13 protein-coding genes are annotated in these 14,554 nt (G+C 66.6%); 8 read left to right on the top strand and 5 right to left on the bottom strand.

Annotated features, from left to right (window positions below; genetic code table 11):
• Positions 1-146: 146 nt before the first annotated feature.
• From HPT29_RS01620 to HPT29_RS01605, 4 genes are read left to right on the top strand one after another with little or no spacing between them, the layout of a single operon-like run.
• A complete protein-coding gene (locus tag HPT29_RS01620) occupies positions 147-686 on the top strand; it encodes a prolyl-tRNA synthetase associated domain-containing protein (RefSeq protein WP_173947721.1) in 540 nt (179 codons plus the stop codon).
• 41 nt (positions 687-727) lie between these two features.
• On the top strand, positions 728-1,633 hold the full coding sequence (trxA, locus tag HPT29_RS01615) for a thioredoxin (protein ID WP_173947722.1): 906 nt from the start codon (positions 728-730) through the stop codon (positions 1,631-1,633).
• Positions 1,634-1,662: 29 nt separating this feature from the next.
• Positions 1,663-2,334 (top strand): LON peptidase substrate-binding domain-containing protein, encoded by a 672-nt coding sequence (locus HPT29_RS01610; RefSeq protein ID WP_173947723.1) that lies wholly within the window; start codon positions 1,663-1,665, stop codon positions 2,332-2,334.
• Between the two features lie 25 nt (positions 2,335-2,359).
• Entirely contained in the window at positions 2,360-2,581 is a 222-nt protein-coding gene (locus tag HPT29_RS01605) for a Trm112 family protein (RefSeq protein WP_173947724.1), read from the top strand.
• A 108-nt stretch (positions 2,582-2,689) separates the two neighbouring features.
• Here HPT29_RS01605 and HPT29_RS01600 read toward each other — a convergent pair whose 3' ends face one another.
• Positions 2,690-3,574 carry an HpcH/HpaI aldolase/citrate lyase family protein gene (locus HPT29_RS01600; protein WP_173947725.1) on the bottom strand — a complete coding sequence of 295 codons (885 nt, stop codon included), beginning with the start codon at positions 3,572-3,574 and terminating at the stop codon, positions 2,690-2,692.
• Positions 3,575-3,642: 68 nt separating this feature from the next.
• On the opposite strand from HPT29_RS01600, the gene HPT29_RS28685 reads away from it, so the two are divergent.
• A complete protein-coding gene (locus tag HPT29_RS28685; protein ID WP_349774709.1) occupies positions 3,643-5,337 on the top strand; it encodes a serine/threonine dehydratase in 1,695 nt (564 codons plus the stop codon).
• A 13-nt stretch (positions 5,338-5,350) separates the two neighbouring features.
• Positions 5,351-6,031, top strand: a complete 681-nt coding sequence (locus tag HPT29_RS01585) for a carbonic anhydrase (protein WP_173947726.1) — start codon at positions 5,351-5,353, stop codon at positions 6,029-6,031.
• 69 nt (positions 6,032-6,100) lie between these two features.
• Here the strand turns inward: HPT29_RS01585 and HPT29_RS01580 are convergent, their stop codons facing one another.
• A complete protein-coding gene (locus tag HPT29_RS01580; protein WP_173947727.1) occupies positions 6,101-6,367 on the bottom strand; it encodes a hypothetical protein in 267 nt (88 codons plus the stop codon).
• A gap of 85 nt (positions 6,368-6,452) precedes the next feature.
• On the opposite strand from HPT29_RS01580, the gene HPT29_RS01575 reads away from it, so the two are divergent.
• Entirely contained in the window at positions 6,453-10,574 is a 4,122-nt protein-coding gene (locus HPT29_RS01575) for a hypothetical protein (RefSeq protein ID WP_173947728.1), read from the top strand.
• 165 nt (positions 10,575-10,739) lie between these two features.
• On the opposite strand, the gene HPT29_RS01570 is transcribed toward HPT29_RS01575, so the two are convergent.
• Together HPT29_RS01570 and HPT29_RS01565 are read right to left on the bottom strand one after the other, a co-directional pair.
• Positions 10,740-11,771, bottom strand: a complete 1,032-nt coding sequence (locus tag HPT29_RS01570) for an aspartate-semialdehyde dehydrogenase (protein ID WP_173947729.1) — start codon at positions 11,769-11,771, stop codon at positions 10,740-10,742.
• Between the two features lie 263 nt (positions 11,772-12,034).
• Positions 12,035-12,517, bottom strand: a complete 483-nt coding sequence (locus tag HPT29_RS01565; RefSeq protein ID WP_173947730.1) for a GNAT family N-acetyltransferase — start codon at positions 12,515-12,517, stop codon at positions 12,035-12,037.
• Between the two features lie 119 nt (positions 12,518-12,636).
• Here HPT29_RS01565 and HPT29_RS01560 point away from each other — a divergent pair, with 119 nt between their 5' ends.
• Complete coding sequence (locus tag HPT29_RS01560) at positions 12,637-13,431, top strand: hypothetical protein (RefSeq protein WP_173947731.1); 795 nt, start codon at positions 12,637-12,639, stop codon at positions 13,429-13,431.
• Here HPT29_RS01560 and HPT29_RS01555 read toward each other — a convergent pair.
• Positions 13,409-14,530 (bottom strand): sulfite oxidase, encoded by a 1,122-nt coding sequence (locus HPT29_RS01555; protein ID WP_173947732.1) that lies wholly within the window; start codon positions 14,528-14,530, stop codon positions 13,409-13,411. The two genes, HPT29_RS01560 and HPT29_RS01555, sit on opposite strands and share 23 nt — an antisense overlap.
• Positions 14,531-14,554 lie beyond the last annotated feature (24 nt).

Here is a 14,554-nt window from a genome sequence, read left to right as displayed (position 1 = left end):
ATCATAAGACAAGCGTCGGACCCAGAAGTGGTCCCACTGTTGAGGTCGATCCGATGCTCCACCCTTTGAAGGGCGCATCGTGCGGAAAACCGGGGTCCACTTTTCCGCACGATGCGCTAGAAGCGCGGCAGATCTGGAGGATCATCTTGGCCCATCTGTCCCCTCAGGAACTCCTGGAGCGCCTGTCCTCGCTTGGCATCAGGACCGAGACGGTCGAGCACGAGCCGGTCTTCACGGTGGCGGAATCGCAGCACGTCAAGGAGCGGATCCCCGGAGCTCACACCAAGAACCTGTTCGTGAAGGACAAGAAGGGGCGCTTCTTCCTGATTTCCGCCAAGCACGACACGGCTATCGACCTCAAGCGTACCCACGAGGTCCTCGGGGCCTCGGGGCGGCTCTCCTTCGGGTCCGCCGAGCAGTTGCGCGCCCTCCTGGGCGTCGAGCCCGGCTCGGTCACCGCCTTCGCCGTGGTGAACGATACGGAAGGCAAGGTCACGATGGTGCTCGATGCCAACCTGATGGAGCACAGGCGGGTCAATTTTCACCCCCTGGTCAATTCCATGACCACCGGGGTGTCGCGGGAGGATCTGGTGACGTTCCTGAGGGCCACGGGACACGATCCGCTCATCCTGCGCCTGCCGGAGCCGCCGGCGGAATTGCCAGACGACGCTCAAGCTCCCATGTAAGGTTTCGTCCTTCCCAACGCCTCTCACCTTTCGAGGATCGCATGCTGTCCGATACCCCCGTCCCCGGAACCTCCTCCGACGATCTCGTGAAGGACACCACCACGGCGGCCTTCCGCCAGGACGTGCTCGCCGAATCCATGCAGCAGCCTGTCCTGGTGGATTTCTGGGCTCCCTGGTGCGGCCCCTGCAAGCAGCTCACCCCGATCCTCGAGAAGGCCGTGCGCGCGGCCGGCGGCAAGGTGAAGCTCGTGAAGATGAACATCGACGAGCATCCGCAGATCGCCGGCCAACTCGGCGTGCAGTCGATCCCGGCCGTCTTCGCCTTCCAGCGCGGGCAGCCGGTGGACGGCTTCATGGGGGCCCTGCCGGAAAGCCAGGTCAAGAGCTTCATCGAGCGCCTGACCGGTCCCCTTGGTCCGAGCGCGGCGGAGGAAATCCTGGCCGAGGCCGACCGCCTGCACGCGGAGGGCGATATCGGCGGCGCGGCCGAGCTCTATTCCGCCGTTCTCGCCCAGGACCCGGAGAACGTGCCGGCCCTGGCGGCTCTCGTGAAGCTGCACGTGGAGGTCAGCGACCTGGAAGGCGCCAAGCGCTTCCTCGCCATGGCCCCGGCGGCGAAGGCCAACGATCCGGCTCTTGCGGGCGCCCGGGCGGCGATCGAGCTCGCCGAACAGGCGGGTTCCCTGGGCGACCTGGCGGACCTTCAGCGGCGGGTCGAGGCCGATCCCATGGACCATCAGGCCCGCTTCGACCTGGCCGTGGGCCTGAACGCCCGCGGACGGCGGGAAGAAGCTGCCGATCACCTCCTTGAAATCGTCCGCCGCGACCGCAATTGGAACGATGACGGCGCACGCAAGCAGCTCGTCCAGTTCTTCGAGGCCTGGGGTCCGATGGACGCGATGACGCTGGCAGGGCGGCGGAGGCTCTCCTCGCTCCTGTTCTCTTGACGCTGTCCAACGCGGTTTAGGAGATCAGGATGGGAATGAACGCGGTATACCGAGGGCCGGAGGATTGCCCATCGGTCGTTCCCGTCTTTCCGCTTCCCGGCGCCCTCCTCCTGCCCCGCGGCCAGATGCCCCTCAACATCTTCGAGCCACGTTACCTGGCGATGGTCGATGAAGCGCTGAAGACCGACCGGATCATCGGCATGGTGCAGCCCGATGCGGACAACGATCCCCTGACGAACGTGCCGAAACTCTACCGGATCGGCTGCGCCGGCCGCATCACCCAGCTCGCCGAGACCGGCGACGGGCGGTACCTCATCACGCTCATCGGCATCTCGCGCTTCCGCATCGAGGAGGAACTGCCGCCGGTAAGCCCGTTCCGCCGGTGCCGGGTGACGTTCGAGCCCTTCACCGACGACTTCACGGCCCGTGCCGGCGAGAACGACGTGGATCGTGCCGGCGTGGTCAAGGCGCTGCGCGACTTCGTCAACGCGGTGCATGTGAAAGTCGATTGGCGGGGCATCGAGGAGGCTCCCAACGAGGCCCTGGTCAACGCTTTGTGCATGATGAGCCCCTTCGGCGTGCGCGAGAAGCAGGCGCTGCTCGAAGCCCCCAACCTGAAGAGCCGGGCCGAGGTGCTGATCGCGCTCACCGAGATCGAGCTCGCCCGCGGCGGCGTCGGGTCCGACTCGACCCTGCAATAGGCAAGCCCATCTTAGGAATGACCACATGGTTCCCGACACCCCGCAATCCGAGACGCCCCAGCCCGTGGAGGCGACGCGGATCGACCCCAAGCTCCTGGAGCTTCTCGTCTGCCCGCTCACCAAGGAAACGCTCGAATACGACGCCGCCCGGCAGGAGCTGATCAGCCGCCGCGCCAAGCTCGCCTATCCGATCCGCGACGGCATCCCGATCATGCTGCCGGAGGAAGCGCGGCAACTGACGGACTGAGTTGTCCGTCGTCCCGGGCGGCGCAAGCGGATCTCGAAACGGGGCCGGCCTCAAGCGCTCTTCAGCATCGACTCCCGGACACCCGTCGCGCCACGTCCGCCCTGACAATCACACGGGCCGGGCGGCAATCGCGTCCGCCAGCGCCAGCGTCCGTTTCGCCATCTCGGCATGCAACCGTTCGACCATGCGGCCATTCAGGCTGATGGCTCCCTTGCCCGCATTCTCCGGCTCATCGAAGGCCTCGACGATGGTCTTCGCCGTCTCGACCTCGTCGCGGGATGGCGCGAAGATGTCATTGGCGGTGGCGATCTGGTCGGGATGGATCAGCGTCTTGCCGTCGAAGCCGCCGTCGCGGCTCTGCTCGCATTCCGTACGGAAGCCCTCCGGGTCGGACAGGCCGTTGTAGACCCCGTCGAGGATGTCGATGCCGTGCGCCCGGGCGGCTGCGAGCGCCGTCATCAGCCAGGGCAGCATCGCGGCGCGCCCCGGCAGAAGACGCGCGCGGGTATCCTTGGCGAGATCGTTGGTGCCCATGACGATGCAGTCCAGCCGCGTGTCGACGTCGCGAGCCGCGCTCGCGATCGACTCGGCCCGAAGGATGGCGAGCGGCGTCTCGATCATGGCCCAGACCCTGGTGCGCTCCGCGGCACCGAGCTTGCGAAGGCGCAGGCCGACCGCCGCGAGCGTCTCGGCCGTGGAAACCTTCGGCACGAGAATCGCGTCGGGCGCCGCCGCGACGGCGGCCGCGAGATCGGCCTCGCCCCAGGGTGTGTCGAGCGCGTTGATGCGGATCACGAGCTCCCGCCGGCCGTAGCCGCCGGCCTGCACGGCCGCGCAGACCTGCTCGCGCGCCTGTGTCTTCAGATCGGGCGCGACCGCATCCTCGAGGTCGAAGATCACCCCGTCGGCGGCGAGCGTCTTCGCCTTCTCGAGCGCGCGGAGATTCGAACCGGGCATGTACAGCGCGCTGCGGCGCGGGCGAATCGGGGTCATGGCTTTGTCCTCGGGCGTCCGATCGGTTGTAATGCTCCCGAGGGTGTCGGCAAAGGAGAAGCCGGAGCATGTGGGTCGCAGGAGTCGATGGCTGCCGGGCCGGATGGATCGCCGTGCTGATGCGGGCGGACGATCCGAACGCCCATCGCATCATCACGGTCCCGGCCTTCGCCGCCATCGCGGATGCGCCCGAGCGGCCGGCCGTGATCGCCGTCGACATGCCTGTCGGCCTGCCGGAGCGGACCGAAGGCTCGGGCCGCCTGCCGGAGCAGCTGATTCGCCGCCTCCTCGGCGAACGCCAGTCCTCCGTCTTCGCCATCCCGTCGCGCCGTGCCGTGGAAGCGATGGACTACGCCGAGGCCTGCGCGGTCGCCGCCGCCACCTCGACCCCGGCGCGGAAGGTGTCGCGGCAGGGCTTCGCCATCTTCCCGAAGATCCGCGAGATCGACGCGCTGCTGCGGGCCCGTCCCGATCTGGTGTCCCGCGTCTTCGAGGTGCATCCGGAGCTTGCGTTCTGGGCTCTGAACACGGGCCGGGCGCTCCGCGAGCCGAAGAAGGTGAAGAGCACGCCTCATGGGCCCGGCATGGCGCTTCGCCGCGCTCTTCTCCGGCGATCCGGTCTCCTTCCCGAACCCCTCGTCGCCGCCTCCCCTCCCCGCGGAGCGGCCGAGGACGACCTCCTCGACGCGCTTGCGGGGTTGACGGTGGCGCTCGATCTCGCGACAGGTGGGGGACGATCCTTTCCCGACCCGCCCGGCCGTGACGCGCACGGCCTGCCGGTCGCCATCTGGACGCTCCGCAGGCAGCCCCAAGGTTCAACCATGCCCATCTCCCGCGCCGACATCGAAGCGGCCCATGCCCGCATCGCCCCGCATATCCGCCGCACGCCGGTCCTGAACCTGGGGAGGGCTTTCGGCCACGACGGCCCGGTGAGCCTGAAGCTGGAGTTCCTGCAGCATGCGGGCTCGTTCAAGACCCGTGGCGCTTTCAACACCCTGCTGTCGAACGAGGTGCCGGCCGCGGGCGTCGCGGCGGCCTCCGGCGGCAATCATGGGGCGGCGGTCGCCTATGCGGCGAAGCAGCTGGGCGTGAAGGCGCGCATCTTCGTGCCGGAGATCTCGAGCCCCGCCAAGATCGCCGTCATCCGCTCGCACGGAGCCGACGTGGTGATCGGCGGCGCCCGCTATGCGGACGCGCAGGCCGCCTGCGACCTGTTCGTCGAGGAGAGCGGAGCGCTCCGCGTCCACCCCTTCGGGGCGACGAGCACCATCGTCGGCCAGGGCACGGCGGCTCTCGAATGGGAGCAGGATGCTCCAGGCCTCGATACTGTCCTGGTCGCGGTGGGCGGCGGCGGCCTCATCAGCGGCGTGGCGAGATGGTGGGCCGGGCGCGTGAAGGTGGTGGGCGTCGAGCCGGAGGGCTCGCGCGCTCTCCATGCCGCGCTCGCAGCCGGGCAGCCGGTCGACGTGGACGTCGATTCGGTCGCGGCCGATTCCCTGGGCGCCAAGAACACGGGCGACCTCGTCTATTCGATCTGCCGCGGGACGGTCGACCACGTGGCGCTCGTCACGGATCCGGCGATCCGCGATGCGCAGCGGCTGCTCTGGCGCGACTACCGCGTCGCGTCCGAGCCCGGTGGCGCGGCGGCACTGGCCGCGCTGGTCTCGGGGGCCTATAAACCGCGCTCAGGCGAGCGCGTCGGCGTGCTGCTCTGCGGCGCCAATGTCGAGCTCGCCAAGCTTGCCGAAATCACCCATCCGTAATGGAAGGACGCCCATGTTCCCGCAACGTCTGACCGAAGGCTACCGCGCATTCCTCGACGAACGCTTCCCGCGCGAGAAGAACCGCTTCGAGACCCTGGCCGAGAAGGGCCAGGCGCCCGAGGTGATGGTGATCGGCTGCTGCGACAGCCGCGTCTCCCCCGAGGTCATCTTCGATGCGAGCCCGGGCGAATTGTTCGTGGTGCGCAATGTGGCGAACCTGGTGCCGCCCTTCGAGACCGGAGGCGATTACCACGGCACCTCGGCGGCGCTCGAATTCGCCGTGCAGGCCCTGCGCGTGAAGCACATCGTGGTGCTGGGCCATGCCCGCTGCGGCGGCATCCGGGCCTTCGCGGACGAGACCGCCCCCCTGTCGCCGGGCGACTTCATCGGCCGCTGGATGAACCTGATCAAACCCGCGGGCGAGCGCTTGGGGCCTCCCGCCGGCGACATGGACGAGTACCTGCCGCGCCTGGAACTCGCGGCCATCGAGAACAGCCTCAAGAACCTGATGACTTTCCCCTGCGTCCGCATTCTGGTCGAGCGCGGCAAGCTGCAGTTGCATGGCGCCTATTTCGGGGTCGCGACGGGCGTATTGCTGGTGCGCGATCCGGAGACGGGGGATTTCAAACCGGCGGTCGAGGACATGCCCGAGAAAATCTCCATGTTCACCGCCCGCCAGGTCGACGCGCCCTAGGCGCGTCTGCCATCCGGTCGACAGGGATCCGCCTTCCTCAGCGACCGTTCAGCATTGCCGATTGACGCCCTATGGATATGTAATAACATGTCCATAATCTTTAGGGGGCGTCATGCCGACTTCATTCATTTCCACCGCGCAGACTACCGCGGTCCATATTGGTTCGACATTTGAAACGCTTAATGTCACGCAAAGCGGATCAATCACGGTCAACACCGGCAATGCAGCGGTTACCGGAGAGCCGGGATCGGAGGTCGTTGTCGACGGTTCGATCCGCTCAGCGACCAATGCGATTGATTTTTGGGGATTTGGTTGTGCCATCACCGTCGGCAGCACCGGGACCGTCCGCGGTGGCACAAACGGCATATTCCTAGGGGACGATTCCAACGTAGTCGTCAACAACGGACAGATTTCCGGTTCGTTGGGAATTGCCAACGCTGCCGCCATCCTCCTCGACGGTTCCGACAATCATATTTTAAACAACGGACTTCTGTCGGGCTATTATGGCATCAGCGGCACTGTCGACGCGGTCAACGGTAGCCTCGACCATATCGCCAATACCAGCAGGATCGAGGCAGCCGATACCGGGATTTTCCTCCTGGGAGCGGCGAGTCTCGTTCCTTTCGCCGCATCTCCCGATTCTCCCTATGGCGTGTTCAACAGCGGCACGATCGTAGCCGGCGTCATGGGGATCTATGTCGAGTCCTCCGGCAACGTCACCAATAGCGGCCTGATCCAGGCCGGCAGCTCCGGGGTCACCTTTGCGAGCGGCGATTCCTTCCTGAGCAACACCGGCACCATCGTAGCGCAGACTGCAGTTTTCGGCTCCTTCGACCGGGACACTCTGCTCAATCAAGGGACCATCCAGGGCGACATCCTCCTCAACGAGGGTGACGATCTCTATGACGGACTGACCGGAATGGTGACCGACGTCGTGAACCTGGGCAGAGGCAATGACATCGCCTATGGCGGCAGCGGGATCGAAACTCTCGTCGGCGGCGACGGCAAGGACTCGCTGTTCGGCAATGGCGGCGACGACAGCCTCGTTGGCGGCTTCGGGATCGATTATCTCGACGGCGGCGAAGGCGCCGATCTGATGGTCGGCGGCGAGGGCGATGACACCTTCGTGATTGACGATTCCAACGACGTTGCGATGGAAGCATCCGGTGGCTTTGAAGGGATCGATCTCGTCCGCGCGTCGATCTCTTACGCGCTCGGCGCGAACCTCGAAAACCTCTGGCTGACGGGCGACGACGATCTCACCGGCACGGGCAACGCACTGGCCAACAGGATTACCGGCAATGCCGGCAGCAACGTGCTCGACGGCGGCGCAGGCGCGGATGAACTCGCCGGCGGCCAGGGCAATGACGTCTACGTCGTGGACCATCAGAACGACCAGGTGACCGAGGCAGCTGGCGAGGGTATCGACACCGTGCGGGCTTCCGTGTCTCACACGCTCGGCAGGAACGTGGAGAACCTCGTCCTCACCGGAGGCGACGACATCGACGGCGCGGGCAATGAACTGGGGAATTCGCTCACCGGAAACGCCGGCAAAAACCGGCTCGACGGCGGTGCAGGCGCGGATCAACTCGCCGGCGGCGATGGCGACGACACCTACATGGTCGATCACGAGGGCGACCTGGTGGCGGAGCGGGCCGGCGAAGGCGCCGACACGGTGCGGGCCTCAGTGTCCTACGCCCTCGGCGCGCATGTGGAGGACCTCGTCCTCACCGGATTCGGCGACATCAGGGGTACCGGCAACGATCTCGCCAACAGGATCACCGGCAATACCGGCCATAACATCCTCGACGGCGGCGCGGGCGCGGACCGGATGGCCGCCGGGGATGGGAACGACACCTATGTCGTGGACGATGCGAACGACCTCGTCGACGAGACATCGGACCAGGGCCTCGATACGGTGCGCGCATCGGTGTCCTACACCCTGGCCAACGATGTCGAGAACCTCGTCCTCACCGGTGCCGGCGACAACGGAGGCACGGGCAACTACCTCGGCAATGCCATCACGGGCAACGGCGGCGCCAACCGCATCGAAGGCGGCGGCGGCGACGACTGGCTCGACGGGGGCGCCGGCCAAGACATCGCGGTGTTTACGGGCCTCCTGGCGGAGTACACGATCACCCGCAATCCCGACGGCACCCTGACGGTCATCGACACCATGGGCGATGCCCGCGACGGGACCGACACCCTGAAGAACATCGAATTCCTGCAATTCCAGGACGGCACGGTGGCGCTGCCGACCCGGGCGCCCGTCGCGCCGGCTGTGCAGGGATCCGTGACCCCGATCAGCGAGAACGCGGCGCCGTTCACGCCCGTTGCGAACGTGAGGAGCCCCGGTCTCGCAGACGGAGGTGCGGTCTATTCGCTGACCGCCAATCCCGGCGGCAAGTTCATGATCGACCCGACGAGCGGCCTGATCAGCCTCGTGGGCGCGGTCGACTACGAATCGGCGGAGGATGTCGACCTGCAGACCGAGATGGTCGGCTCGCTGGTGCGCAAGTTCTACCTTCTCGCCGTCAAGGCCACCGAGACGCTCACCGGCTGGTCCTCAGGATCGACCCCGGTGAAGGTCTACGTGACCGACGTGAACGAGGCCGCGACGGGCCTGTCCTTCACGGACGGGACGACCAAGGCCGCGATTGGCGAGGACGCGCCCGACGGGACGCTCATCGGAGCTCTGCAGGCCCTCGATCCGGAAGGCGATACGGGCCTCGTCTACGCCTTCGACACCACGGGTGCCAACGGGACGAGCGGCGCCGGCAATGCGGGCGGGCGGTTCAAGATCGAGAACGGCCAGCTGAAGGTGGCGGCGCTCACCGACGTGACCAAGACCGAGACCTACACGATCACCTTGAAGGTCACGGACAGGAACGGCGGTCCCGGATCGGTCTCGGCCTACAAGGATTTCCACATCACGGTGAATGCGGCGGGCGACGGGAACACCGCCCCGACGAACCCGACCTTGCAGGGCACAGTCGCGCTGCTCAGCGAGAATGGCGGGCCGGTCGCGACCGTCGCGACGGTGCAATCGACCGATGACGGTTTCGGCGGGACGACAATCCTCTACGACCTCGTCGGCAATCCCGGCAGCCTGTTCTCCATCGACCCCGACACCGGGGTGATTTCCTTCGCGGGCGGCGCCAATTACGAGGCCGCGAGCAGCGGGCTTCAGACCGAGAATGCCGGCGCGCCTGGCGAGAAGAAATACTTCAACGTGGTGGTGCGGGCCCGTGAGAGCGGCCAGGATGGCAAGGTTTCCGGCAACACGACCGTGAAGATCTACCTCGACGACGTGAACGAGCGGCCGACCGGCGCGACCTATGCGGTCAACGTGGCGACGAAGACCACGCAGCCCGGCACCACCCTGGCGACCCTGCAGGGCGTGATCGATCCGGACACGCGGTCGGATTTCCGCACCTACTCCTATGCGCTCGTGAATGCCGACGGCAGCGCCTATGCGGGCAGCGAGTTCTCGATCGACGCCGACGGCAACGTGAAGGTCGGCACGGGCGGGCTGCGCGACGTGGCCGGTTCGACCGTCGTCCCGGTTTATGTCAAGATCACCGATCAGAAGGATGCGTCCCTGTCCGTGATCCAGCAGGTCGACCTGACGATCGGATCGGTCAACCACGCCCCGACCGACGTCACCCTGACGAACAAGACGATCCGGGAGTTGTCGTCCGCGGGCGATTTCGTCGGCAGCCTCGGCGCGGCCGACCCGGATGCGGGCGACACGTTCACCTACGAGCTCGTGGATACCGCCGGCGGCCGTTTCAAGATCGTCAACGGCCACGATCTCGTGGTGGACAACGGCTTCCGGCTCGATTTCGAGCAGGCGCCCGCCCACACGATCAAGGTGCGCGTGACGGACAAGGCCGGGGCGTCCTCTGTCAAGGACCTCACCATCGTCGTCATCGACTGGAATCCCGAAACCACGCCCGGCTCCGCCGCCGATGACGTGTTCTACGGCGGTGCGCTCGCGGACTCACTCTCGGGCAGCCTCGGCAACGACCGGCTGGTCGGCGGAGCGGGTGCCGACATCCTCAAGGGCGATGGCGGCAATGACATCCTCTCGGGAGGCGCCGGCAAGGACAAGCTCTACGGCAGCACCAGCGCGACCAAGGGCCTCAAGGATGCCGACGTCTTCCTCTTCGACACCGACCTGAAGAACAACAGAGCCGAAGCGAACAGGCACAAGGACATCGTCTACGGCTTCGAGCACAAGAAGGATGCCATCTGGCTCGACGGCGACGTCTTCAGGCCGAAGGCGTTCATGAGTCTGGACAAGAAGGGCGGCGACGTGAAGGCCCAGAAGATCGGCAAGGCCTATGTGGCCCTCGGCAGTGCGAAGGACGCAAACGACTACATCATCATCAAGAAGATCGGAGCCAAGAAGGCGCAGATCCTCTTCGACCCGGATGGCAGCGGCCGCAAGGCCGCCGTCGAGATCGCGACGATCAATTACGAGCCCAATGCGAAGAAGATGGGCGGAGCGCTCGACCACACCGACTTCTTCATCATCTGATCGCGGGCTCTTCACGATGGAAGAGCCTCCGCCAGGCCTGCCGGATGGGACGGGAGGCCGCCGTCGGGAGGGCTGCCGGCGTGACAAGAGCCGCTGTCGCATCCGACAGCGGCTCTTTGCGTTCATGCATGAGGCCGCGACGCGGCGCGTCCGGCCTCCAGGGGCTCAGGCCGCCTGCTTCTTGGGCTTCAGCAGGCCGCGATTGGCCATGGCCTCGGCGATCTGCACGGCGTTCAGGGCCGCGCCCTTGCGCAGGTTGTCGGACACGCACCAGAAGGACAGGCCGTTCTCGACGGTGATGTCCTCGCGGATCCGCGAGATGTAGGTGGCGTCCTCGCCGGCCGCCTCGTGGGGCGTGATGTAGCCGCCGGGCTCGCGCTTATCGACCACCATGATGCCGGGGGCGGCCCGCAGGATGTCGCGCGCCTCGTCGGCCGTGATCGGCTTCTCGAATTCGACGTTCACCGCCTCCGAGTGGCTGATGAAGACCGGCACGCGCACGCAGGTGGCCGTGAGCTTGATCTTCGGGTCGAGAATCTTCTTGGTCTCGGCCGTCATCTTCCACTCTTCCTTCGTGTACCCGTCCTCCATGAACACGTCGATGTGCGGGATCAGGTTGAAGGCGATGCGCTTGGGAAACTTCTTCTCCTGCACGTCCTGGAGCGAGTAGAGCGCCTTGGTCTGACGGTCGAGCTCGTCCATGCCGTCCTTGCCGGCACCGGAGACCGACTGATAGGTGGCCACCACCACGCGCGTGATGGTGGCGGCGTCATGGAGCGGCTTGAGGGCCACGACGAGCTGGGCCGTGGAGCAGTTCGGGTTGGCGATGATGCCCTTCTTCATGTCGCGCAACGCCTCGGCATTCACCTCGGGCACCACGAGCGGCACGTCGGCGTCGTAGCGCCAGGCGGATGAATTGTCGATCACGACCGCGCCTTGGGCTGCGATCTTCGGCGACCACTCCTTGGAGACCTCGCCGCCCGCCGACATGAGGCAGATATCGACATCGGAGAAATCATAGGTGTCGAGAGCCTTCGTCTTGAGCGTCTTGTCGCCGTAGGAGACTTCCGACCCCTGGCTGCGGCGGGAGGCCAGCGCCACCACCTCATCGGCCGGAAAGGCCCGTTCGGCGAGGATGCTCAGCATCTCGCGGCCCACATTGCCGGTCGCACCGACGACGGCGATCTTGAAACCCATATGACTTCTCCTGTTGCGGCTCTCCCCGGAAAACTTGAAAACCCTGCTCGGGTGCTGCCTCTCGCCCCGTGGGAGAGAGGACCGGGGACGACGAGGCTTATTCGGCTGTTTTCACAGCCGTCGTGGCGGTTTTCGTTTTGCTCGTCGTCTGAGTGAGCAGCGCCATTGCCATCGTCCATCCAAAAGCCTGAAGGCGGCTTTGGTGCCGCCAGAAACACACCAAAGTCGCGCTTCCGTCAAGCATTTCCTTGGGCTCAGTGCGTTCAGTCGCCCGTCAGCACATCGGTCGAGAGGTTGAACCGGTAGAAGACCTTGTCCATCCGCTCGGCTCCGAGGCGCTCGTAGAACGCCTGCGCGCCCGTGTTGGTGCCATCCGTGGTGAGGTCGATTCGGGTGAGACCCTGCGCCCGGGCATGATCCGCCAGCCAGCGCATCAGCAGGGCCCCGACCGCATGGCCACGCGCAGGTTCGGCGACGAAGAGCTCCTTGACGAAGAGAAGGCCGGTGAGCCTGAAGCCGGGCCGCAGGATGGCGAAGCAGGCAAGGCCCACGGCCTGCCCGTCCCGGACCGCGAGGGCATAGCGCGTGCCCTCCGCCTCCCGCATGGAGCGTTCGACCATCGCAAGGGTCGGCTCGAGGGGCCGGGCCACTTCCGGGCCGCCGTAATGCAGGTCGAGCGCCCGGACCAGGGCCGCGACCTCGGCGGCATCCTCCAGGGTGGCGAGGCGGACGACGGTCTGGGGCATGGTGGGGCTCGGGGTGTTAAGCTTTGATTGACCATGCTTAGCAAAACCTTTCGAACCCTGGCCAGTGTCACGGTAGAACATGGGGATGACGGGATCAGCAGGGTTGATGGGTTCAAAGGATGCCGCGGGCGGTTTATGCCGAATGGGACGAGGATGACGTCGCCGACTGGGTCGACGAACGCCCCTCCCGTCGACTCCGCCGGAAGTCCCTGCCCTGGCTGCGCATGGTCCTGATCTCGACCTGCACCATCGCGGGCCTCGTCTATGTCGCGCTGGAACAGGAGCAGAATGTCACGCCGGCCGAGCGGCGGAAGGCGGTTCCGTCCTCGGTGCTGGTCGCCCCGGCACCGGCCTGGAAGCCCCTGCCCGCCTCCCCGTCCGTCTATGCCCTGGCTGGCGTCTCAGGTCCCGTCGTGTCCGAAGCGCGCGAGCATGCGGATGGAGCGCGGGAAGACACCCTGACCGTTGGGCGCTTCGGCGATTTCCGGTATGCGCAGTTGGCTCTCGTCCAGGGATCGGCCGAATCTCCGGGAAGTTTCTACATCGACACGGTTCGGCGGGCGGCCCGCTCGGGCCTTGCGGTCGCGCATCTGGGCCAGAGCCGCATGGTCGCAACCAAATTCGGCTCCATGGAAGCCGCTCCCATGACCCTGGCGAACAAGGGCGAGCAGAGCTGCCTGGCCTTCCGGTTTTCCGATCCGGCGGCCATGTTCGGCTTCCAGGGCTGGCTGTGCGGCTCCACGGCTCCCGACGATGGGCCGCTCGCCTGCTTCATCGACGGCATCGCCCTGACCGGCAGCAGCAATCCGTCCCTGAAGGCCGTCTTCGCCCAGGCCGAGCGTGGCCGAGCCGATTCGTGCGGGCCTGGGGCTCGCACCGCCCCGGGAGCCGTCAGGCCTCCGGCCCGACCATGATCGCCACCCGGTGCATGACGTTGCAGCCGTAGCCGTTGGGATTCCATCCAGCAGCCCGGAAGGGCTGGCTACGACCCCTCGAGTCCGTCGCCCGCGCGAAGATCTCGTAATAGCCGTCGCCCGGCAGCGTCAGCGTGGCTTGCCAGCGCACCCAGTCGTAGCGGTTGCGCGGGGGCGTCATGGCGGCCTCGGTCCAGGTCGCACCGCCGTCGAGGGTGACTTCGACCCGCGCCACCTCGTCGTCGCCCGCCCAGGCGGCGCCCCGGACCGCGATGGAGCGCGTGCCCTCGGGATAGCGGCGGCCGTCGGCGGGCGCCGTGACGATGCTGCGCACGGGCATCGATTCGAGGATCCGGGTCTGCACCCCCGTGCCGTCCGAACCGGGCGTCAGGGGCCGGACCGGCAGGCGGTAGGACAGGCCGGTCATGCCCGGACCGTCGTGTTCCCGGTCGCGGATCCACACCCGCGTGAGCCATTTCTGGCTCAGCGAGCCGGGCCAGCCCGGCACGACAAGGCGCAAGGGACCACCATGGATGAAAGGGAGCGGCTCGCCGTTCATGGCCCAGACGAGCAGGGTGTGCTCCTCCAGGGCCTTGGCGAGCGGCACGCCACGGGACATGGCCTGCCGCTCACGGCTGCCGTGCTTGTCTGGATCGGCGCCGAAATGACCCGTGAAGCATGCCGTGTCCTTGAGGCCTGCCGCGTGCAGGACGTCGCCGAGCGAGACACCGGTCCATTCCGCGCAGCCGACACCGCCATGGGTCCAGGGGTTTCCCTCCGCGGCGGGCTCGAAGAAGGACCGGCCGTTGCCGCCGCATTCGAGCACCATGCGGAACGTCTTGTGCGGGAAGCGGCTCTTCAGCTCCGCGACCGTCAGGCGGAGCGGGCGCTCGACCTCCCCGTCGACGACGACGCTCCAGGCCTCGGGGTCGGCCGTCGGACCGGGCAGCAATCCGTTGTTACGGATGAAGAAGCGCGCGACCGGCGTCGTCTCGTCGTCGAGAAGCTCTTCGGGCGTTTCGGCCACCAGCGGGGTGTCGCTCAGCAGGCTCAAGCCCTCCTTGCCTGAGAGATCGAAACCCGCCTTCCTATCCTGCATCGGCTGCTGTCCTTCTCACCTTGT

Origin of the sequence: Microvirga terrae, from assembly GCF_013307435.2 — a bacterium.
Lineage (GTDB): Bacteria > Pseudomonadota > Alphaproteobacteria > Rhizobiales > Beijerinckiaceae > Microvirga > Microvirga terrae.
This window is presented reverse-complemented; position numbering and strand designations above follow the sequence as displayed.